Source organism: Micromonospora echinaurantiaca (genome assembly GCF_900090235.1).
GTDB lineage: Bacteria > Actinomycetota > Actinomycetes > Mycobacteriales > Micromonosporaceae > Micromonospora > Micromonospora echinaurantiaca.
Map to the genome: position 1 here is coordinate 4,357,509 of NZ_LT607750.1, position 20,854 is coordinate 4,378,362.

Below are 20,854 nucleotides of genomic sequence, written 5' to 3' on the forward strand. Positions count from 1 at the left end.
CTCTCCCCGAGAAGTGAGCGTCGTTGTCCCAGCAGCACGTCCGGCAGGAGTCCCTGCCGCAGCCCACCTCCGCCACCGTCACCGTCTTCGCCTCCCCCACCAGCTGGATCGAGTCCGACGCGGTCGCCCAGTGCCACCAGGTCGCCACCCTCGACGGCATGATCCACGTCGCCGGCATGCCGGACCTGCACCCCGGCAAGGGCGCGCCGATCGGCGCCGCCATGACGTCGACCGAGCTGTACCCGTTCCTGGTCGGCTCCGACATCGGATGCGGCATCGCGGTGTTCCCGATCAACCTCCGGCGCGTCGTACCCGAGAAGCTCGCCGCCCGGTTCCCCGACCTGGACCGCGCGCTCGACCCGGACCGGGACGCCGACGACCCGGCCTGGTCCGTCCTGACCGGCGAGGTGCCCGCCGGCCACGTCGACGGGCTCGGGACGGTCGGCCGGGGTAACCACTTCGTCGAACTGGCCCGGATCGGCACCGTCTTCGAGCCCGGCCACGCGAGCCGACTCGGGCTCGACGCCGGCGACCTCGTGCTCGTCGTGCACAGCGGTTCCCGCGGGCTGGGCGAGCGCATCCTGCGGGCGCACACCGAGGTCCACGGCGCCGGCCCCACCCCGGACCCCGCCGCCTACCTGGCGGCGCATGACGACGCCGTACGGTGGGGATCGCTCAACCGGCGGCTGCTGGCCGCCCGGGTGGCGTACGCCCTCGGGGCCGAGCCGACCGAGCCGGTGGTCGACCAGTGCCACAACCTGGTGCAGCGCCGCGACGGGGTCTACCTGCACCGCAAGGGCGCGGCGCCGGGCGACGGCCGGGACGTGCTGGTCGCCGGCACCCGCGGCACCCCCTCCCACCTGGTGGCCGCCCACGCCGGGCCGGAGGCCAACCACTCGGTGGCGCACGGCGCGGGGCGGAAGATGTCCCGCGCCGACGCGCTGCGCCGGGGCCGGGTCAAGCACACCGTCGAGGAGCTGCGCCGCACCCCGGTGGGGTCGCTGGTGGTCTGCGGCGACCGCCAACTGCTCTTCGAGGAGGCGCCCACGGCCTACAAGCGCATCGAGCGGGTGATCGGCGACCTCGTCGACCACGGCCTGGCCAGCCCGGTGGCCACCACGGTTCCGGTGGTCACCTACAAGACGCCCGACGTCGGGTCCACGCCCCGGCCGGACCGCCGGGACGACCGCCGCCGGCGAGGCCGGCGATGAGCGTCCACCTGCTGCTCTCCGCCGGGGACGGGAACAGGGTCAGCACGGCGGTCCGGGCCACCCACCGCCCCACGGGCCTGGTCGTCGTGGTCGACACCGAACGGCGGTTCAGCCTCAACCGCCGCACCGCGATCGAGCTGCTGCGGCAGCGCGTGGAGCCGGGGGGACGAGGCGGCGCGGCAGGCCGCCGACACCGCCCGGTGGCGCATCCACGACGACCTCGTCCGCGGCCACCCCATCCGGGTCGAACGCCCGTGACCGCCGGCGCGACGGTTCGTCAGTGCGCCGCCACGACCACCGGGTCCGAGCCCAGCTCGGCGAGCCGGGCCGGCCGGACGACCACCAGCAGCACCGCCGTCGCGGCCACCATGCCACCGGCGACCACCACGGCCATCGCCACCGCGCCGGTGCCCAGCACACCGACCAGCGGCGCGGCCAGCGCGCCGACGCCGAACTGCACGGCGCCGAGCAGCGCGGAGGCGGTGCCGGCCGCCTCCCCGTGCCGGGACAGCGCCAGGGCCGGCGCGTTCGGCATGGCGAGGCCCGCGGCGGCGAGCACCACCCACAGCGACACCAGCAGGCTCGGCAGCCCGCCGAGCCCGGTCGCCGCGAAGCCGAGCATCGCCAGCCCCGCCGCGGTCCCCACGCCCAGGGCCACGACGAGGATCCGCTGCGGCGGATAGCGGCGCAGCAGCCGTACGTTGAACTGGGTCGCCGCGATCAGCCCGACCGCCCCGGCGCCGAAGGCCAGCCCGAACTGCTGCTCGTCCAGGCCGTACTGCTCCTGCAGCACGAACGACGACCCGGCCACGTACGCGAACAGCGCCGCCATGGCCAGTCCGGCGACCAGGACCAGGCCCACGAACGTCCGGTCCCGCAGCAGCGAACCGTACCCGCTCATCGTCGCGGCCAGCCCGAGCGGCCGGCGGCGATCGGCCGGCAGCGTCTCGCGGAGGCCGAGGACGGCGACCACGACGAGCAGCACCCCGAACGCGGCCAGGGCCACGAACACGCCGCGCCAGTCCGTCCAGCGCAGCAGCCCGCCGCCGAGGGTCGGCGCGAGGATCGGCGCGGCACCCATGACCAGCAGCAGCCGGGACAGCAGCCGGGCGAAGGCCGCGCCGTTGAACAGGTCGCGGACCACGGCCATCGCGACCACCGAGGCCGCCGCGACGCCGAGGCCCTGCACCACCCGCAGGGCACCGAGCACCGCGATGTTCGGTGCGACGACACAGAGCAGTGACGCCACGACGTGCAGCGCGATGCCGGCGATCAGCGGCCCGCGCCGGCCGACGGCGTCGGAGAGCGGGCCGATCAGCAACTGGCCGAGGGCGAGGCCGGCCAGCGTGCCGGTGAGGGTCAGCTGGACCGCGGCCGACGTGGTGTGGAAGTCAGCGACGATCGCGGGGAGCGCGGGCAGGTACATGTCGATCGTCAACGGCCCGACCGCGATCAGCGACCCGAGCACGAGGACCAGCCGCAGGCGTTGCCGGGCGCTCATCAGGTCACCGGGCGTCAGCGGAGCCGCCGCAGCCTCGGGGACGTCGACGGTGGCGGTCATCGGATCGACTCCGACCGGTCGGCGGGCAGTCGGGCGGGAAACAGGTCAGGAGTCACACCTGACTCCAAATCCGGATCCGGTGATCTGATTCCCGGTCCGGCCCGAGGTAACGGAGGTCACAGGCGATCGTCCGGCTCCGTCCTCAGGTCGGGGATGCGCCGGCGGGGCGCGGCGGAGTCGGCCGGGCGGCCAGCTGTCGGCTCAGCCGGCGACCGGGACCGGCGCGCTGAGGCCGCCGGAGTTCCCGCTGCGGTCCAGGCCGGACACGCAGTAGGTGAGCGAGCCCTCGGCCGGTGCGCTGCGGTCGACCCAGCCGGAGCCGCGGGTGGTGCCGACGAGCCGGGCGGTGTCGCCGTCCACCCGGTAGACGGCGAAGCTGGTCGCGCCGTCGCCGCGCCAGGCCAACGCGACTCCGCCGTCGTCCGCGCGCCGCACCTCGGTGACCGTGGGGGCGGCCGGGGGCGCCGCCGGTAGCTGCGCCATCGTGGGCACCAGCGCCGGGCCGGCGTAGTGCGCCGCGCGGTAGCGGCTGACCGCGCCGAGCCGGTCGGCGCGTACCTGCTTGGCGCTGAAGTGCACGCTTCCGTGCACGCCGTGCCGCCGGTTGAGGGCGAGCTGGCGGTCCAGCTCGGCCGGGTCGCGCCAGGCGCCGCGCTCGCCCACCCGGTAGTCGGCCTGGCCGATGTAGAGCTGCACCCGGGTGCCCTTCACGGTGGCCGTCCACCACGGCAGCAGCTTGGCGTAGTCGGCCTTGTCGAACCCGATGTGCCAGTAGAGCTGCGGCACGACGTAGTCGAGCCACTGCTCGCGTACCCAGAGCCGGGTGTCGGCGTAGATGGCGTCGTAGCTCTGCAACCCGGCGGTCGCCGAGCCGGCCGGGTCGGTGCGCTTGTTGCGCCAGATGCCGAACGGGCTGATGCCGAACTTCACCCACGGCTTGATCTCCTTGATCCGCTCGCTCATCTCGCGGACCAGCGTGTTCACGTTGTGCCGGCGCCAGGCGTGCTTGTCCGGGAAGCCCCGGCCGTACCGGGCGAACGCCGCGTCGTCCGGGAAGTCCTGCCCGGCCTCGGGGTACGGGTAGAAGAAGTCGTCGAAGTGGACCCCGTCGACGTCGTAGCGGCGGACCGCCTCCAGCATCGAGTCCTCGACGAACCTGCGCGCCTCGGGGATGCCCGGGTTGAAGTAGAGGCGGCTGCCGCGCTGGTCGGCGCTGGGGTAGGTCACCACCCAGTCGCGGTGTCGACGCAGCGGATGCGTCGGCGCCAACTGGTCCAGCCGGGGGCCGGGCCCGCCCACGGTGGCCGGCTGCCCGCCCCGGTACGGGTTGAACCAGGCGTGGAACTCCAGGTTGCGGGCGTGCGCCTCGGCGACCATGAACTCCATCGGGTCCCAGCCCGGGTCGCGGCCGTCGCGGCGCCCGGTCAGCCACTCCGACCAGGGCGCGTAGCTGGACGGCCAGAGCGCGTCCCCGCTCGGTCGCACGTGCACGAAGACCGCGTTGTGGTTGTTCCGGACGGCCAGGTCCAGCCAGGCCCGGAACTCCGCCTGCACCGTCTCGGTCGGCAGCCCGCGCCGGCTCGGCCAGTCGATGTTGTTCACCGTCGTGATCCACATCCCGCGCAGCTCGCGGGGCGCCTGGATGGGCCGCCCGGCGCAGTCGGCGGCGCCGCCGTCCGGGGTGGCGCGGACGGCGGCCGCGTCACCCCGCATACCCTCGCCGACGACCCGGTCCCGCAGCGACCAGGCGCCGGCCCCGACGGCCACCGCGAGCGCGACGAGCACCGCGACCGGGGCCTTGGTACGACGGCGGTGGCTGGCGGGAGCGGACGGTTCGGCGGCGGACATCGCCCCAGTCTGCCCAGCCCGGCCCGCCGGATGAACAGCCGGGCCGATTACTTAACGATCAGCTAAGCCGCCGCCGGGCCGAACGACACGCCGGTCAGCGCCTCACGCGGGCGCGGAGCCGGTCGACGTGGCGGCGGGCCGGGCGCCGACGCGGGTCACCAGGTAGCCGAAGGCTGCCGCGGTGAAGAACATGACGATGCCGTACACGGCCCCCGGGATCGCCATCCGGGTGTTGTCGAGCAGCGCCGGGCTGAGCGCGATCGTGATGGCCAGGGTGCTGTTGTGGATGCCGATCTCGAAGCCGGCCGCCGTCGCGGCCGGCCGGTCGACCCCGGCCAACCGTGGCACCCCGTAGCCGATCGCGAGGCTCAGCAGGTTGAACGCGAGCACGGCCAGGCCGACCGAGACGAAGTAGTCGGCGATGTTCTCCCGTTCGCCGAGCACCGCGCCGGCGATCACCGCGACCAGCACGACGACGGAGAGGATCCGGACCGGACGGTTGAGCAGTTCGGCGACGCGCGGCACCCGGGCCCGGATCAGCATGCCGATCGCGACCGGGACGAGGACGATGGCGAACACCTGCAGCACCTTGTCGAACTGCAGGCCGATGCTGCGCCCGTCGGCCAGGAAGTGTCCCGCCGACAGGTTGACCACGACCGGCAGGGTGAACACGGCGAGCACCGAGTTGATGGCGGTCAGGGTGATGTTCAAGGCCACGTGCCCGCCGAACAGGTGGCTGTAGAGGTTGGCGGTGGTGCCGCCGGGGGAAGCGGCCAGCAGCATCATCCCGACGGCCAGTTCCGGTGCCAGGTCGAAGGCGAGCACCAGGGCGAAGCAGAGCGCCGGCAGCAGCAGCACCTGGCACACCAACGCGATGACGGCGGCCTTCGGATGGTGGGCCACCCGGCGGAAGTCGTCGACGGTCAGCCCGAGACCCAGGCCGAGCATGATGACGCCGAGGGCGATGGGCAGTCCGATCAGGGTCAGCGCCGAGTCCATGACACGACATGGTGACCGCCCGGTAACCGCCTCACAATCCCCCGTGCGGCCGGCCGCCGGCGACCCGGGGGCCCTTGACCGGCGGCGGTGATCCGCTTAGCTTCATCGATCAGAAAGGTGTCTTAACTAATTCTTCGCTCCGTCCTCGTGGGAGTGCCGATGCGACCATTCCGTCACCGCCGCCTCACCGCCCTCGCCGCCCTGGTGACCGTGCTGGTCGCCGGCGCACCGCCGACCGCCGCGAGCGCGGGTGACGGCGGGCGACACTCCGCCGGTTACCACCGGGTCGGCTACTTCACCCAGTGGGGCATCTACGGTCGGGCCTTCCCGGTCCGCAAGCTCGACACCTCAGGGGCAGCGAGCCGGCTCACCCACGTCAACTACGCCTTCGGCAACGTCAGCGAGGACGGTCGCTGCTATCTGGACGGTGGGCCGGGCGAGGGCGACGCCTGGGCCGACTACCAGCGTCCGGTCCCGGCGGAGGAGAGCGTCGACGGCGTCGCCGACGCCTGGGGCGAACCACTCAACGGCAACTTCGGCCAGCTGGCCAAGCTGAAGGTTAAGCACCCCGACCTGAAGGTGATGATCTCGCTGGGGGGCTGGAGCTGGTCGACGTACTTCTCGAACGCCGCCCGCACCGACGCGTCCCGCAAGGCGTTCGTCGCCTCCTGCATCGACCTCTACCTCAAGGGCAACCTCCCGATCCTCGACGGCGGCAGCGGCGGCCCCGGTTCCGCCGCCGGCGTGTTCGACGGCATCGACCTGGACTGGGAGTGGCCGAACTGGCCGGGCGAGCCGGGCAACGTGGTCCGCCCGGAGGACCGGGAGAACTTCACCAAGCTGCTCGCCGAGTTCCGCTGGCAACTCGACGCGTACGGCCGGCAGACCCGCAAGCACTACCAACTGACCGCCTTCCTGCCGGCGAACCCGGCGGCGATGGACGCCGGTTACGAGGGCCGCAAGATCTTCCGGTACCTGGACTTCGCCACCGTGCAGGGGTACGACTTCCACGGCACCTGGGAGACGGTGACGAACCAGCAGTCGGCGCTGCGCGTGCCGGCGGGCGCGCCGGACAACCCGGACTTCTCCGTCGAGGTGGCCATCGACGGCTGGATCGCCCGCGGCGCCCCGCGCGGCAAGCTGGTCCTCGGCATCCCGTACTACGGCCAGGGCTGGACCGGCGTCACCGGCGGCGGCAACGGCCTGTTCCAGCCCGCCGCCGGGCCCGCCCCGGCCACCCACGCCGCCGGGTTCGAGGACTACAAGCAGCTCAAGACCCTGCCCGGCAAGGGCTACGCGGTCCACCGTGACCTGCGCGCCGGGCACGCCTGGCTGTTCGACGGTACGACCTTCTGGACGTACGACGATCCGGTGGTCGTGCTGCAGAAGACGCTGTACATCCGGCGGGCCGGCCTGGGCGGCGCGATGATCTGGTCGCTGGACGGCGACGACGACAACGCGACGCTGACCAGGACGATCAGCCTCGGGCTCGCCACCCGGTAGCCGTACCTCGGGCGGCCCGCCCGGCACTCCCGCCACCCGATCCGACGATCCCCACCGGTCCGCCGCCGAATCGCCCGGCGGCGGACCGGTGGCCGTTCGCCCGCGGACCGCGCCGACCGGTCGACCGGACGGCCGTTGGGGGTCCGGCCGGATCGCCCAAGGTCGGGATCGCCCCGGGCCGGGGTCGCTCAGGCCGGGGTCGCGCTGGACGGGCCGGCGCGCTCGTCGAGGTCGCCGTGGAGCGCATCGGGGGCGCGCATCCGCCACGCGTCGGTGACGAGTTCGTGCAGGCGTGCCGCGCTCACCTCCGCCAACCGCACCATGACCAGCGGCAACCCGTCATAGGCGGGCGTGGTGAAGAACAGCTCCGGCTCGCCGAGCAGGAGGGCCTGCTTCTCCGCCTCGTCGCCCACGTACAGCACCGCGATGTCGGTCCGGATGACCCGCGGCCGACCCGGGCTGCGCTCCGGATAGGACCAGACGAAGCCCTTGTCGGCCACCCGGAAGTCGAAGCCTTCGCTGTCGATCTCGATCACGTGCGGCAGGGCGAGGGCCAGGCGACGGACGTCGTCCGCGTCAGCCATCGACGTCGCCGCCGGAGGTCGCAACCCGCATGCGCACAGGTTAGCCGCCGCCCCGACCACGCCGACCACGTCGACCCGGCGTCCGTCGCCGGCTCAGGGCCGCGGGATGTCCAGCGCGCGCAGCGGATCGCCGCCGTCGACGAAGAGCCGGGCGGCCGCGGTGGTCGCCATCGCGATCCGGCGCAGCGCCTGCCGACCGGCCTCGGGGTGCCGCCCGTCCAGCGCGCCGACCCGGACGGCGAACACGATGTCGTACGGCTCCTCCCCCGGCTCCAGCACGAAGTCCTCGGCCGCTACCTGCCGGACGCTCATCCGGCCCGACCCGATCTCGGCCGCCGCCGCGGCCCGCGCCTGGTCGACGGCGCTGGCGGACCGGTCGATGGCCAGGATGTGGCCGGTGGTGAGCCGGGCGGCTACCGCGCGCGCGGCCGCGCCGGGACCGCACCCGATCTCCAGGACGCGGGAGTGCGGCTGGAGCGGAAGGGCGTCCACGATCGCGGCGAGGCGGGGCGACAGGCGGGCCGGCACGAGCGCCAGGATAAGCGATCCACTCCCGGTGGGCGGCCCGCCGACCGCGCCGGCGCACGCCGGCTCTTACTTTTAAGAAAGTTAATTGATAATCTCGCATTCATCGACGAGGAGGAATGTCATGGGACTTCGACGGACGATGCCCGCCGCACTGGCCGGCGTGGCGCTGGTGGCCACCCTCGCGGCACTGCCGGGAGTGGACGGTTTCGCGGCGACCACGACCGGCCAGCACACCATGATCGTCTGCACGGCGCCGGCCTGGGCGGAGGGCACCACCTACCCCGCCGGTAGCCGGGTCAGCTACGCGGGCCGGTCGTACCAGGCGTTGGTGACCCACACCCCACCACCGGGCGCCGGCTGGAACCCGGCCGCCACCCCGTCGCTCTGGACCGATCTCGGCGCCTGCGACGGCGCGCCGTCGCCCACGCCCACCGGCACCTCGTCGCCCACCCCCACCCCGACGCCCACCGCAACGGTCACCCCGCCCGGCCCGGAGACCTGTGCGGGCAAGCCGAAGCCGCCCGGCAAGGTGCTCCAGGGCTACTGGGAGAACTGGGACGGCGCCGCGAACGGCGTCCACCCACCGCTGGGCTGGATCCCGATCACCGATCCGCGGATCCCCGCACACGGCTACAACGTGATCAACGCGGCGTTCCCGGTGATCCGCGCCGACGGCACGGTGCTGTGGGAGGACGGCATGGACGCCACGGTACGGGTGCCCACCCCCGCCGAGATGTGCCGAGCCAAGGCTGCCGGGCTGACCATCCTGATGTCGATCGGCGGCGCCACCGCCGGAATCGATCTCAGCTCGTCCGCCGTCGCCGACCGGTTCGTCGCGACCGTCGTGCCGATCCTCAAGCGGTACAACTTCGACGGCATCGACATCGACATCGAGACCGGGCTCACCGGCAGCGGGAACATCTCCCAGCTCTCGACGTCGCAGGCGAACCTGATCCGGATCATCGACGGGGTGCTCGCGCAGATGCCCCCGACCTTCGGCCTCACCATGGCGCCGGAGACCGCGTACGTCACCGGCGGCAGCGTCACCTACGGGTCGATCTGGGGCGCGTACCTGCCGATCATCAAGCGGTACGCCGACAACGGGCGGCTCTGGTGGCTGAACATGCAGTACTACAACGGCAGCATGTACGGCTGCTCCGGTGACTCCTACCCCGCCGGCACCGTGCAGGGCTTCACCGTCCAGACCGACTGCCTCAACGCCGGCCTGGTCATCCAGGGCACCACCATCCGCGTTCCGTACGACAAGCAGGTCCCCGGCCTGCCGGCACAACCCGGCGCCGGCGGCGGCCACATGCCCCCGGCGACCGTGGCGCAGGCGTGGAACACCTACCGCGGCGGCCTGAAGGGGCTGATGACCTGGTCGCTGAACTGGGACGGGTCGAAGGGCTGGACCTTCGGCGACAACGTCAAGGCGCTCCAGGGCCGCTGAGCCGGGCGTGCGGATGCCAGGGCGCCGGGCGGAGCCCTGGCATCCACGGCCCGGTGCGGGCGGTCGCCGGCGGCTGCCGGCTCAGCGCCACGCCCCCGCCGCCACCGCCGCGGCGACGTAGGACTCGAAGTCCGCCGGCTCCCGGTTCAGCACCTGCCGGACGCCGTCCACCGGCTCGGCCAGGATCCCTTCCCGGGTGACCTCGAACAGCGAGCTGAGCAGCCCGACCCACGGGTCCTCGACGCCGCCCGCCCGCAGCTCCGCCTCGTACTCCGCCGGCGTCAGTTCCACGAAGCGCATCGGCCGGCCACTGACGCGAGCGATGATGTCGACCGCCTCGGCGTAGCTGACGGCGCGCGGCCCGGACAGCTCGTACGTCCGGCCGGCGTGCCCGTCCTCGGTCAGCAGCGCCACCGCGACCTCCGCCAGGTCGTCGGCGTCGACGAAGGGCTCCGGGACGCCGCCCGTCGGCAGCGCCAGCCGCCCGGCCAGCAGCGGCGCGTGGTACAGGTCCTCGCTGAAGTTCTGGGCGAAGTTGTTCGCCCGCATGATCGACCATTCGGCGCCGGAGTCGCGCACCGCGTGCTCCGTGGCGATCATGCTCTGGTCGGCACCCTCGCGCTGCGCCCACACGTCCACGCCGCGTCCGGAGAGCGCCACGAACCGCTCGACCCCGGCCGCCGTCGCGGTCTTGACGAACTCGGCGGCCAGGTCGGCGTCCTCCGGCGCCACCAGGTACGCCGCGCGTACGTCGCGCAGCACGGCGGGCCAGGTCGCGCGGTCGCGCCAGTCGAAGTGCGCCTCCCCGGAGCGGGACGCCGGACGGGTCGGCAGGCCCCGCGCCCGCAGCTGCCGCACCACCCGACGTCCGGTCTTGCCGGTGCTTCCCAATACCAAGGTCATTCCTGCGGTCATGGGTCCAGTCAACCGAGCCGCGTCCGGCCGGGACATACGTCAGCGGCTCCGGCGCATGTCCGTCCGGCTACCGTGAAACCCGTGGATGTGCTGGGAGATCTGCTGCGCGGGGTACGCAGCAACGGGGCCGTGCTGGGCGAGACGATGCTGTCCGCGCCGTGGTCGCTCCGGTTCGCCGACGGGGCGGACCTGACCCTGTGCGTGCTGACGCGCGGCTCGGGGTGGCTGGTGCCCACCGGCGGGGAACCGCGGCAGCTGCGGACCGGCGACATCGCGGTGGTTCGCGGGCCGGAACCGTTCCTGTTCGCCGACGGCCCGGCGCCGCGCGTCACACCGACCGACGTGCGCTGCCTGGACCCGGCGGCCTGCGACGCGGTCCGGTCCGAGATCTGCGCCGGCGACGGCGCCACCGTGCTGGCCGTCGGCGTGTACCGGAACGACCAGGACACCGGGCGTCGGCTGCTCGGCGCCCTGCCGCCGGCGCTCGTCGTGCCGGGGACCTGTGATGACAGCCTCCTGCGCCTGATCAGCGCGGAGATCACCGAGGATCGCGCCGGGCAGACCGTGGTGCTGGACCGGTTGCTCGACTGGCTGCTGGTCTGCACGCTGCGGGCGTGGTTCGACGGTCCGGACGCCGCGCCGCCCGCCTGGTACCGGGCGCTCGCCGACCCGGTCGTCGGCCCGGCGCTGCGCGCGATGCACGAGGACCCGGCCCGGCCGTGGACGACCGCCGCGCTGGCGGCGCACACCGCGGTGTCCCGCGCGGCGCTGGGCAAGCGGTTCACGGCGCTGGTCGGCGAGCCGCCGTTGACCTATCTGACCTCGTGGCGGATGGCGCTGGCCGCGGAGCTGCTGACCGACGGCGAGGTGACGCTCGCCGCCGTGGCCCGTCGGGTCGGCTACGCCAGTGAGTTCGCCTTCAGCGCCGCCTTCAAGCGGGTCCGCGGCGTCAGCCCCAGCCAGCACCGCCGGCTCGGCCGCGGCGTCGAGCCGACGGCCTCGCCCGCCATCAGCGGCGCCGCCCGCGCACCGGGCCTCGTCGCCCTCGGCGCGAGCGGGTGACGAGGCCCGGGTTGGGGCTCAGCAGTACAGGTTGGCTCCGGCCGGCACGCCGAGGATGCCGACGAACTGCTGGTACCTGGTGACCCGGCTCTGCACCTGGGCGGGGTTGCCGCCGTTGCACTCGATCGAGCCGTTGATGCTGCGGATGGTCTCGCCGAACCCGGCGCCGGTGACCATCGCGTTGTGGGCGGTCATGGTGCCCGGCCCGTTCTGGGTCATCCAGTACCAGATGGCGGTCTTCCAGGCCACCGCGGCGTCGTTCTGCACCAGCCAGGGGTTGGTGAGCAGGGGCAGGCCGAGGGCGTTGCCGGCGGCGTTGTAGTTGAAGTTCCAACTCAGCTGGATCGGCCCGCGCCCGTAGTAGGCCGCCTGCCCGGCGGGGCAGCCGTACGGCTGGCTGTAGTCGCAGTAGTGCGGGTAGTTCGCGCTGTTCTGCTCCACGATGTGGACGAGTCCGCCGGTCTCGTGGTGCACGTTCGCCAGGAACGCCGCGGCCTCCTGGCGCTGGACGGTGGCGCTGCCGGTCTTCGTGAACGCCGGGTAGGCGCTGAGCGCGGCGACGAGCCCGGAGTACGTGTAGAAGGAGTTACGGCTCGGGAACATCTGGTTGAACTGGGCCTCGCTGACCACGAAGCCGCCGGGGTTGGGGGGCGGCGGGCTGCTGGTGGGCGGGGTGCCGCCGCAGGTGTAGGGGTCCCAGTACCAGGTGCTGATGGTGGGGTCGTAGCCCGGGTTGTCGTGCTCGGCGATGTAGTACAGGCCGTTGGTGTACCGCACGACGGCTCCGGTGGTGTACCAGGTGCCGGCGACCCAGTTCGGGTAGCTGCAGCTGCCCGTGGGCGGCGTGCTGCCACCACCGCACGCGCCGAGGTCCTGCCAGACCCCGGTGGTGCCCGGCGGTGCCTCGTTCTGGGTCCACCACTTCGCCTGGTAGTTGCGGCCGTTGTGGGAGACCTGGGCGCCGCCGGTGTAGACGGCCGAGGACTGCCAGGGGGCCGCGCAGGCGGCGGCGGACGCGGCGGTCGACGGGATGATCGCCACCAGTCCGCCGGCGACAGCGAGTGCCGCGAGCGCGACCAGGGCGCGCAGTCTGAGCATCTGACCACTCCTTCCGGTGAGACGGGCCGATGGCCGGTCATCCATCGACAGGGATGACTGTAACATCTTCTGTTCACAAACCTTACTATTGCTGGGGTGACCCGTTCGGGGTGCCGGTGCATCACCGGCGCGGTTCGGGGAACCACCGGCCGGTGCCGGACGTGACCGCTCTGCCCTGGCCCCTGCCCTGGAGTGCCGGCGTGTTCGTCCTGGCCGGGGTCGTCACCGTCGCGGGGAGCATCCGCCTGGCCGGCCTCGGCGACGCCCTGGCCGACCGCACCGGCTGGGGCGAGGCCCTGTTCGGGGTGGTGTTCTTCGGCCTCGTCACCGGGCTGTCGGGCGTCATCATGACCATCGTCGCCGCCGGCAGCGGCGAGGCCAGCCTCGGCTACAGCAACGCCGTGGGTGGGATCGCCGCGCAGACCACGGCGGTCGCCGTCGCCGACGCCTTCCACCGACGGGCGAATCTCGAACACGCCGCCGCGTCGGTGTCGAACCTGCTCTCGGGCTGTCTGCTCATCGCGCTGCTCGCCCTCGCGCTGCTGGCCAGCTACGTCCCGGAGACCACCATCGCCGGGGTGGACCCGATGTCGGCCGTCCTCGTCGCCGCCTACGTCGGCGGGCTGGTGCTCATCCGCCGCGCCGGGGCACAACCGATGTGGCAGGCGATCGCCACCGCGGAGACCCGACCCGACGTCCCGCACAACGAGAACCCCCTCAACCGCCGACCGCCCGGTTGGCTGTGGACCCGGTTCGCCATCGTCGGGCTGCTGGTCGCCGCCGGCGGGTGGGTCGTGGCGCTGGCCGCCGAGAGCATCGTCGACGTCACCGGCCTCACCGCCGGGTTCGTCGGGGCGGTGCTCATGGGCATCGTCAACGCGCTACCGGAGACCGTCACCGCCATCGCCGCCGTGCGCCGGGGCGCGGTCACCCTCGCCATCGCCGCCGTGCTCGGCGGCAACATCCTCGACGTGCTCACCCTGGTGGCCGGCGACGTGGCCTACCGGCAGGGATCGATCTACCACAGCGCGGGCGCTGCCGAACTGCTCGCCACGACCACCAGTCTCTTCATGACCGCCACGCTGCTCGGTGGCCTGCTCATCCGCCAGACCTGCGGATGGGGCCGGCTCGGCTTCGAAGGGATCCTGCTGCTGGTGAGCTACGCCGCCATGATCCTCATCCTCGCGCTCTGACGGCCGCTCAGCGGCCGCGGCGCGGGCACCACGGGCCGGCGCCGAGCGGGCAGAACACCTAGGCGGCGGTCAGCACGGCGGGCGGGACGGCGAGGCCGGCGCCGAAGACGTTGTCCGGGTCGTGGGCCGCCTTGATCCGGCGCAGCGCCGCCCAGTTCCCGGCGGTGAACGCCGACGGCATCCGGGACGGGTCGTGGAGGAAGTTGAGGAAGCCGCTGCCGATCCCGCAGCGGTCCAGCGCCGCCGCGGTCCGTGCCGACGCGACGGTGTCGAGGACGATCGACAGCGGCGCGTCCCGATGGGCGGCGGCGCCGGAGTCACGGGCGATGCGACCGCCCCAGTGGCGGATCTCGACCGTGCTGTCCGGCTCGTCCAGCAGTGCGGCGAGGAGGTCGTCGTCGAGCGTACGGACCTGGTCGAAGGTACGCGCGAAGGTCCCGCCCATCGCCGCGTGGGCGTAGTCGACGACCCGCATGCCGTCGTCGAGGACCGGTCCGGCGACCGTGCGCAGCGGTTCCAGCAGCGCGCGGCCCCGGTCGGGGTCGCCGGCGTACATGGCCTTCAGCACGAGCGACCCGTCGCGGGTGAGCAGCACGGCGGAGCTGAGCGCGTCCGGCACCCGCTCGATCCACTGCCGGTAGTAGCCGAGCGTCTCGGCGGCCCGGTCCCGCCCGAAGGTGAGCGCGCCGGCGTACACCCGGGTGACCGGGTAGAGGCGGAACTCGAGCGCGGTGACCACGCCGAACGAGCCGCCGCCACCACACAGCGCCCAGAACAGGTCGGGGTCACGATCGGCGCTGACCGTCCGCAGCGTGCCGTCTGCCGTGACGAGCTGTGCGCGCAGCACGCTGTCGGCCGCCAGGCCGTGCGCCCGGGCCAGCCAGCCCAGGCCGCCGCCCAGGGTGTAGCCGGTCACCCCCACGTCGGGCGAGGAACCGGAGAGCGGTGCGAGCCCGAACGGCGCGGCGGCCCGCAGCACGTCGCCCCAGCGGGCACCGGGGCCGACGCGGGCGATCCGGCGGTCCGGGTCGACCACGACCGCCGCCATCGCGCCGGTGTGGAGCAGCAACGCGCCGTCGTGCGCCACGTGCGTACCGTGGCCGGTGGCCTGGACCGCGAAGGGCAGCGCGTGGCGCCGCGCGGCCAGCACCGCCCGGCGTACGTCGGCGGTGCCGGCGGCCCGGACCACGACGGCGGGCCGGGGGTCGAGCGCCGGATTGAGCGCCTTGCGGTGGTCGTCGTAGCCCGCGTCCCCGGGCAGGAGGACTCGGCCGTCGATGCGCAGTGTCTGCTGAATCGTCATGCCGGTCAGACCATGGGGTCGTCCCGGAGTCATCGCTGCGACAGCGATGACTTTCCCGGCGCCCGCCGGTCCTACCCGGGTGACGACCTCCACGATCCGCTTCACCGTCGGTGGCGCAGTGACCCGCGCGGACCTGCCCGGCCTCTGCACCGACCTGGCCGACGTGCTGCGGGGCCGGGATCGTGGCGTGGTGATCTGCGACGTGACCGGCGTGACCCGCCCCGACCTGGTCACCATCGAGGCGCTGGCCCGGCTGCGGCTGACCGCGCGGCGGCACGGTTGGCGGCTCGTGGTCAGCGGCGCCGGCGCGGGTCTGCGCGAGCTCGCCGGCCTGTTCGGCCTGACCGACGCGCTATTCGAGCCGGTCCGGCAGGCCGAACAGCGGGAACAGGCGGGCGGTGTCGAGGAAGTTGTTGACCGCGGCGATCCGCCCGGCTGAGAGCTCCAGCACGATCAGCGCCCACGGATCGTGCCCGGCGCCGTCGAGGCTGGGCCGGTACTGCCCGAACGCCGGCATGCCGTTCGCCACCACCGGCACCAGGCGGGACCCGCGGCAGCCGCTGCCGGTGCCGGACATCCAGGCGAGGATGTCGGCGTGCCCGCGCAGCCACAGCGGCAGCGGCGGCATCGACAGCGTCGCGTCCTCGTGCAGCAGGGCGGTCAGCGCTTCCAGGTCGTACGCCTCGAATGCCCGCACGTAGCGGGTGAGCAGCGACCGCTGCTCGTCGTCCATCGGCCGGTGGACGTCGGCGTTGACGTCGGCGCTCGCGAGGGTGGCTCGGGCCCGCTGGAGGGCGCTGTTGACGCTCGCCACCGAGGTGTCGAGCAGGGTGGCCACCTCCTGGGCCGACCAGGCCAGCACCTCGCGCAGGATCAGCACGGCCCGCTGCCGCGGCGGCAGGTGCTGCAGCGCCGCGACGAACGCCAACCGGACCGACTCGCGCCCGGCGACCACCTCCGCCGGGTCGCTGCCCTCGGGCAGGACCCGCTCGTCCGGCATCGGGCCCACCCAGATCTCCTCCGGGCGCGGCTCGCCCGGGTGGGTGGCCGCACCGGACCCGGCGGGGCCGAGATCCATCGGTCGGACCCGACGTTGGGCGCTGGAGAGCATGCTCAGGCAGACGTTCGTCGCGATCCGGTACAGCCAGGTGCGCAGCGCCGCCCGCCCCTCGAAGCGGTCGAAGCCGCGCCAGGCCCGGACGAACGTGTCCTGCACGGCGTCCTCGGCCTCGAAGGCGGAGCCCAGCATCCGGTAGCAGTAGCCGGTCAGCTCCGGCCGGTACGCCTCCAGGTGCGCTTCGATCGGTGCGCTCGTCGCCACATCGCTCACCCGGACAACCGTAGCCGCCCAGCGGAGGAATTCATGTCCCCCGCGCCGATGAGTCCACGGTCCCGGTCCGGTCTACCAGGCGTCACTTCAGCACGGACAGCAGACGAGGAGCACGTCATGACCACCACGCAGTGGAGCGCCGAGACCACCACCCCCGGGCAGTACGCCGACGTCAACGGCGTCCACCTGTACTACGAGACGCACGGGACGGGCCGCCCGATGATCCTGCTGCACGGCGGCCTCGGCTCGGGTGAGATGTTCGGGCCCATCCTGCCGACGCTGGCCGAGCACCACCAGGTCGTCGCGGTCGACCTGCAGGGGCACGGCCGTACCGCCGACGTCGACCGGCCGCTGGACGTGACGCTGATGGCCGACGACGTCGCCGCCCTCATCGACCACCTCGGCCTGGAGAAGCCGGACGTCGTCGGCTACTCCCTCGGCGGCGGCGTGGCGCTCCAGGTCGCGATCCGGCACCCGGAGAAGGTGGGCCGGGTGGTCTCGGCGTCGGCGAACATCCGCCGCAGCGCCATCTACCCGGAGATGCTCCAGCAGCAGGGCCAGGTCAGCGGGGCGGCCGCCGAGTTCATGAAGGACACCCCGATGTACGAGCTGTACCAGCGGGTCGCGCCGCGCCCCGAGGATTTCCCGCGGCTGCTGGACAAGATCGGTGCGGCGATGGCGAAGGACTTCGACTTCACCGAGGAGGTGCGCGGCCTGCGGGTGCCGACGCTGGTGGTCGCCGCCGACGCGGACATGGCGCCGCCGAGCCACTACGTCGAGGTCTTCAACCTGCTCGACGGCGGGCTGCGCGACGGCGGCTGGGCCGGCGAGGGCCGGCCGGCGGGCGGCCATGCCCTGGCCATCCTGCCCGGGCTGACGCACTACGACATCTTCCTGTCCCCGCTCTTCGCCGCGGTCACCCTCGCTTTCCTGGACAAGGCGAACTGAGGCATGACGCAGTCGCCCCGCCCGGCGGTCGCCTGGTCGACCGCCGGGCCGTCGGCGTCGCCGAGGAGTCAGGGGTCGGGGAATGATCCGTCGCCGAAGAGGATGCGGCTGGCCGCGGCCCGGCCGAGGGGCGTCCGGAGCAGCGTGAACGCCGCCGCCGCGAGGGCGGGCGTACGCACCTGGGCCAGCCCCCGGCGCAGGGTCAGCCGGCCACGGAAGCGGGCCCGCAGGGCGGCCCCGTCGTACCGGGTCAACGCCTCCGGCCGCCCAATTCGCAGGGCCTCGTCGAGGACGGTGGCGGCGAGCTCGGACAGCCGCAGGCACGGGTCGAGGCCGCCGGCGGTGAGCGGCGAGACGGCCCCGGCGGCGTCCCCCACCAGCAGCCCGTCCGCGCAGCTGATCCGGCGCAGCACCCCGCCGACCGGGATCGGGCCGCCGCGCCGCTCGACCTGCTCGGGGTGGTCGACGCCGGGCAGTCCGGGCGCCGCCGCACGGAACCGCTGCAGGGCCCGCCGGAGACCGTCCGGGAAGCGGTCGGCGTAGCCGGCCACGCCGACGTGGGCGTGCCGGCCGTCGTTGACGACCCACGCCAGGTACCCGGGCGCGAGCGACGGGTCGAGCACGCAGTGGAACGCCGGCGCCTCGCCGCCGGCCGGGATCGCGAACACCTCCTCGGCACCGACCAGCAGGTGCTGGTTGCGGTCCAGGCCGAGGTCCCGGGCCACCCGCGAGCGGGCGCCGTCGGCGCCGACGACGAACCGCGCCCGGACCCGGGTCGGGCCGTCCGGACCGACCAGCAGGACGCAGTCGCCTCGCCGTCCGGCGTAGCGGGTGCCGAGCAGGATCCGCACGCCGGCGTCGGCGGCGGCGCGGGCCGCCGTCACGTACAGCGCGGCCATGTCGGCCACCCGGTACTCGTCGCGGGCACTGACCAGGGTCACCGGCCGGCGCAGCCCCGGCGGATAGAGCACCACGCGTCGGATGGGTGGCCCGAGGCACCCGGGCGGCAACGCGAAGTCGTCGAGCGTACGCCGGACGAAGATCCCCGTGGTGCGGATCGCGCCGGTGAGCGTGGATCGCCGTTCGACCAGCAGCACCTCGTGGCCGGCCCGCGCGAGTCGCGTGGCCGTGTGCAGCCCGGCCAGCCCGGCCCCGACCACCAGCACGTCCACGGTCATCGGTTCGCGTCGTCGCGGATCAGCCGCAGCCCGCCGAGCAGGAGCGCGCCGGCGGCCCAGGCCAGCAGGACGAGCACCGACGACGACGTCGTCATCCCCGGCACCTCGCCGAGCAGGAGGAACGCCGCGCCCGTCCCGGGCAGGACGTCGGCCAGCGCGGACATCCACTCGTAACCGAACTGCGGTAGCAGCAGCGGCAGCACCAGCATCAGCAGGAACACCGCGACCAGGGCGCCGGCCGTGTTGCGCAGCAGGAAGCCGAGCCCGACGGCGAGAACGGTGCCGGCCGCGAGGACGAAGGCGACGGTGGCCAGCACCTCGGCGCCGTCGCCCACCGGCAGGCGGAGGCCCGGCCGGGCGGCGGCGAAGGCGGTCAGGGCGGAGGCGAGCCCCAACAGCACCCCGGCGACCGTGGCGGCGCCGGCCGTGACGACGGTGCGGGCGAGGAAGAGGACACCGCGGCGTGGCGTCCACTGCAGGGTCGGCACGATCCCGCCGGTGGCGTACTCGGCGGTGACGGCGGTCAGGGTGAGCGCGAGCAGGGCGAACTGCGCCGGCATGGCGCTGATCCCCGAGATGGCCCAGGCCGGTTCCCCCTGCGGCGGATCGGGGCTCGCGGCGGCCTCGAAGCCGGCGATCGCGCCGATCCCCACCGTCGCGGCGGCGGCCGCGGCCAGGAACCACCAGGTGGCCTTGACCGTCCACAGCCGGGTCCACTCGGCGGCGCAGGTACGCGCGAACAGGCGCCCGGTGGCGGGTTCGGCGGCCGCACCGCGCTGGACGGGAATGGTCGACGAAGCGGTCACCGCTCCCCCTCCGTGCTCACCCGGGCCGCCGTCCGCTGGCGGCCGTGGTACTCGACGTGGTTGCCGGTCAGTTCGAGGTACGCCTGCTCCAGGGACTGCTGGACCTCGGAGAGGTGGTGCAGCGGGATGTGGCCGGAGTTGGCCACCTCGCCGACCTGCACCGCGGTGCCGCCCTCCACCAGCAACTCGTCCGCCTCGACCCGCCGGACGGTGAGGCCGCGTTCCCGGAGCCGGGCGAGCAGCGCGTCCGCCTGCGTGCTGCGCACGCGTACCTCGACGTGTCCCAGTCCCCGCAGGATGTCCTCGGTCGTCGTGTCGGCGATCAGGCGGCCCCGACCGATGACGATCAGGCGGTCGGCGGTCTGCTGCATCTCGCTCAACAGATGGCTGGAGACCAGCACGGTGCGCTGCTGATCGGCGAGTTCGCGGAGCAGCCCGCGGATCCAGCGGATGCCGTCCAGGTCCAGCCCGTTCATCGGCTCGTCGAACAGCAGCACGCGGGGGTCGGCGAGGAGCGCCGCGGCGATCCCGAGCCGCTGGCGCATGCCCAGCGAGTAGCCCTTGATCCGGCGCCGGGCCGCGCCGCCGAGGCCGACCTGCTCGATCACCTCCGCCACCCGGCGTTCCGGGATGCCGTTCGCCCGCGCGGCCACCCGGAGGTGGCTGCGTCCGGTACGACCGGGGTGCACGGCGCCGGGATCCAGCAGCGCACCGACCTCGCGGAGCGGTTCGCCGAGGGTCGCGAACGCCCGGCCGTTCACCAGGGCCCGGCCGGCGGTGGGTCGGTCGAGGCCGAGCACCATCCGCATCGTCGTGGACTTCCCCGCCCCGTTCGGGCCGAGGAACCCGGTGACCTTCCCCGGCTCAACGACGAAGCTCAGGTCGTCGACGGCCAGGACGTCGCCGTAGCGCTTGGTGAGCCCACGAACCTCGATCATCGGCGTCCTCCCCACGGGGCTTGCGGAACCGCCGCCGTGACGCCACTCTGCCCTGCGATCATACATCGACTATCACGCGCTACCTATCGAAAGTCAATAGATATCGACCGCGAGTCATCTGATGGGAGGCAGGACGCCCCGGCTCGGCCGGGCGGACGGCCGTTCGCGCGGCCGGTCCCGCCGGCCCGACGCCACCCGGCCGGTGGGCCGCGCTCGCCGGCGCCATTAGCACCAGTACGAGCCCGAAGTGTGGGCGCCAAAAAGTTTTGTTCAGTTCCTACAAACGGCGCCGCACAGGGTTCGGTGGTTACGACATGGCGCGGCCCGCCGGCAGGCGGAAAGGTGACCAATGCCGGGGGGCGGGATCTCGCGGCGCGTACATCGTGGGTCTACCGGAGG

Annotated in this window: 19 protein-coding genes and 1 pseudogene; 8 read left to right on the forward strand and 12 right to left on the reverse strand. The window is 73.5% G+C overall.

Going from position 1 to position 20,854, the window contains the following annotated elements; genetic code table 11:
- The first annotated feature begins 23 nt into the window (after positions 1-23).
- Both GA0070609_RS19540 and GA0070609_RS19545 read left to right on the forward strand, forming a co-directional pair.
- On the forward strand, positions 24-1,211 hold the full coding sequence (locus GA0070609_RS19540) for an RNA ligase RtcB family protein (protein ID WP_088995121.1): 1,188 nt from the start codon (positions 24-26) through the stop codon (positions 1,209-1,211).
- A gap of 32 nt (positions 1,212-1,243) precedes the next feature.
- Positions 1,244-1,469: pseudogene (locus GA0070609_RS19545) on the forward strand (peptide chain release factor family protein); the annotation flags it as partial.
- Positions 1,470-1,488: 19 nt separating this feature from the next.
- Here GA0070609_RS19545 and GA0070609_RS19550 read toward each other — a convergent pair.
- The 3 genes from GA0070609_RS19550 to GA0070609_RS19560 all read right to left on the reverse strand — a co-directional run bounded on the left by GA0070609_RS19550 (position 1,489) and on the right by GA0070609_RS19560 (position 5,619).
- Positions 1,489-2,712 carry a multidrug effflux MFS transporter gene (locus tag GA0070609_RS19550; RefSeq protein ID WP_088997841.1) on the reverse strand — a complete coding sequence of 408 codons (1,224 nt, stop codon included), beginning with the start codon at positions 2,710-2,712 and terminating at the stop codon, positions 1,489-1,491.
- Between the two features lie 261 nt (positions 2,713-2,973).
- Complete coding sequence (locus GA0070609_RS19555) at positions 2,974-4,620, reverse strand: glycoside hydrolase family 10 protein (protein WP_231928342.1); 1,647 nt, start codon at positions 4,618-4,620, stop codon at positions 2,974-2,976.
- A gap of 102 nt (positions 4,621-4,722) precedes the next feature.
- Complete coding sequence (locus GA0070609_RS19560) at positions 4,723-5,619, reverse strand: bile acid:sodium symporter family protein (protein ID WP_088995122.1); 897 nt, start codon at positions 5,617-5,619, stop codon at positions 4,723-4,725.
- 159 nt (positions 5,620-5,778) lie between these two features.
- Between GA0070609_RS19560 and GA0070609_RS19565 the strand changes: the two genes are divergently transcribed.
- Positions 5,779-7,122 (forward strand): glycoside hydrolase family 18 protein, encoded by a 1,344-nt coding sequence (locus GA0070609_RS19565; protein WP_088997843.1) that lies wholly within the window; start codon positions 5,779-5,781, stop codon positions 7,120-7,122.
- A gap of 188 nt (positions 7,123-7,310) precedes the next feature.
- Here GA0070609_RS19565 and GA0070609_RS19570 read toward each other — a convergent pair whose 3' ends face one another.
- Together GA0070609_RS19570 and GA0070609_RS19575 are read right to left on the reverse strand one after the other, a co-directional pair.
- Complete coding sequence (locus tag GA0070609_RS19570; RefSeq protein WP_088995123.1) at positions 7,311-7,706, reverse strand: MmcQ/YjbR family DNA-binding protein; 396 nt, start codon at positions 7,704-7,706, stop codon at positions 7,311-7,313.
- Positions 7,707-7,799: 93 nt separating this feature from the next.
- Positions 7,800-8,234: an SAM-dependent methyltransferase gene (locus tag GA0070609_RS19575; RefSeq protein ID WP_088995124.1), complete on the reverse strand. Its 435-nt coding sequence runs from the start codon at positions 8,232-8,234 to the stop codon at positions 7,800-7,802.
- Positions 8,235-8,355: 121 nt separating this feature from the next.
- Here GA0070609_RS19575 and GA0070609_RS19580 point away from each other — a divergent pair, with 121 nt between their 5' ends.
- Positions 8,356-9,684: a carbohydrate-binding protein gene (locus GA0070609_RS19580; protein WP_088995125.1), complete on the forward strand. Its 1,329-nt coding sequence runs from the start codon at positions 8,356-8,358 to the stop codon at positions 9,682-9,684.
- An 81-nt stretch (positions 9,685-9,765) separates the two neighbouring features.
- On the opposite strand, the gene GA0070609_RS19585 is transcribed toward GA0070609_RS19580, so the two are convergent.
- Entirely contained in the window at positions 9,766-10,599 is an 834-nt protein-coding gene (locus GA0070609_RS19585) for an NAD(P)H-binding protein (protein WP_197700170.1), read from the reverse strand.
- 81 nt (positions 10,600-10,680) lie between these two features.
- On the opposite strand from GA0070609_RS19585, the gene GA0070609_RS19590 reads away from it, so the two are divergent.
- Positions 10,681-11,661 (forward strand): AraC family transcriptional regulator, encoded by a 981-nt coding sequence (locus GA0070609_RS19590; protein WP_088995127.1) that lies wholly within the window; start codon positions 10,681-10,683, stop codon positions 11,659-11,661.
- An 18-nt stretch (positions 11,662-11,679) separates the two neighbouring features.
- Here GA0070609_RS19590 and GA0070609_RS19595 read toward each other — a convergent pair whose 3' ends face one another.
- The gene (locus tag GA0070609_RS19595; protein WP_088995128.1) at positions 11,680-12,759 is read right to left on the reverse strand and encodes a glycoside hydrolase family 19 protein; all 1,080 of its coding nucleotides are present in this window, start codon (positions 12,757-12,759) and stop codon (positions 11,680-11,682) included.
- 152 nt (positions 12,760-12,911) lie between these two features.
- Between GA0070609_RS19595 and GA0070609_RS19600 the strand changes: the two genes are divergently transcribed.
- The gene (locus GA0070609_RS19600; RefSeq protein ID WP_088997844.1) at positions 12,912-13,952 is read left to right on the forward strand and encodes a sodium:calcium antiporter; all 1,041 of its coding nucleotides are present in this window, start codon (positions 12,912-12,914) and stop codon (positions 13,950-13,952) included.
- 58 nt (positions 13,953-14,010) lie between these two features.
- On the opposite strand, the gene GA0070609_RS19605 is transcribed toward GA0070609_RS19600, so the two are convergent.
- Positions 14,011-15,255: an FAD-binding oxidoreductase gene (locus GA0070609_RS19605; RefSeq protein ID WP_172899373.1), complete on the reverse strand. Its 1,245-nt coding sequence runs from the start codon at positions 15,253-15,255 to the stop codon at positions 14,011-14,013.
- 79 nt (positions 15,256-15,334) lie between these two features.
- On the opposite strand from GA0070609_RS19605, the gene GA0070609_RS19610 reads away from it, so the two are divergent.
- A complete protein-coding gene (locus GA0070609_RS19610; protein WP_157748253.1) occupies positions 15,335-15,694 on the forward strand; it encodes an STAS domain-containing protein in 360 nt (119 codons plus the stop codon).
- Here GA0070609_RS19610 and GA0070609_RS19615 read toward each other — a convergent pair.
- On the reverse strand, positions 15,608-16,585 hold the full coding sequence (locus GA0070609_RS19615) for a sigma-70 family RNA polymerase sigma factor (RefSeq protein ID WP_088995131.1): 978 nt from the start codon (positions 16,583-16,585) through the stop codon (positions 15,608-15,610). The two genes, GA0070609_RS19610 and GA0070609_RS19615, sit on opposite strands and share 87 nt — an antisense overlap.
- Before the next feature lie 117 nt (positions 16,586-16,702).
- Between GA0070609_RS19615 and GA0070609_RS19620 the strand changes: the two genes are divergently transcribed.
- Positions 16,703-17,533: an alpha/beta fold hydrolase gene (locus GA0070609_RS19620; protein WP_088995132.1), complete on the forward strand. Its 831-nt coding sequence runs from the start codon at positions 16,703-16,705 to the stop codon at positions 17,531-17,533.
- A gap of 68 nt (positions 17,534-17,601) precedes the next feature.
- Here the strand turns inward: GA0070609_RS19620 and GA0070609_RS19625 are convergent, their stop codons facing one another.
- Genes GA0070609_RS19625 through GA0070609_RS19635 form a run of 3 tightly spaced genes read right to left on the reverse strand, consistent with a single transcriptional unit; the run spans position 17,602 to position 20,455 of the window.
- Positions 17,602-18,711, reverse strand: coding sequence for an FAD-dependent oxidoreductase (locus GA0070609_RS19625; RefSeq protein WP_088995133.1), 1,110 nt, complete (start codon positions 18,709-18,711; stop codon positions 17,602-17,604).
- A complete protein-coding gene (locus GA0070609_RS19630; protein WP_088995134.1) occupies positions 18,708-19,517 on the reverse strand; it encodes a hypothetical protein in 810 nt (269 codons plus the stop codon). Before GA0070609_RS19630 ends, GA0070609_RS19625 begins: the two co-directional genes overlap by 4 nt.
- Entirely contained in the window at positions 19,514-20,455 is a 942-nt protein-coding gene (locus tag GA0070609_RS19635) for an ABC transporter ATP-binding protein (RefSeq protein ID WP_088995135.1), read from the reverse strand. Before GA0070609_RS19635 ends, GA0070609_RS19630 begins: the two co-directional genes overlap by 4 nt.
- Between the last annotated feature and the right edge of the window lie 399 nt (positions 20,456-20,854).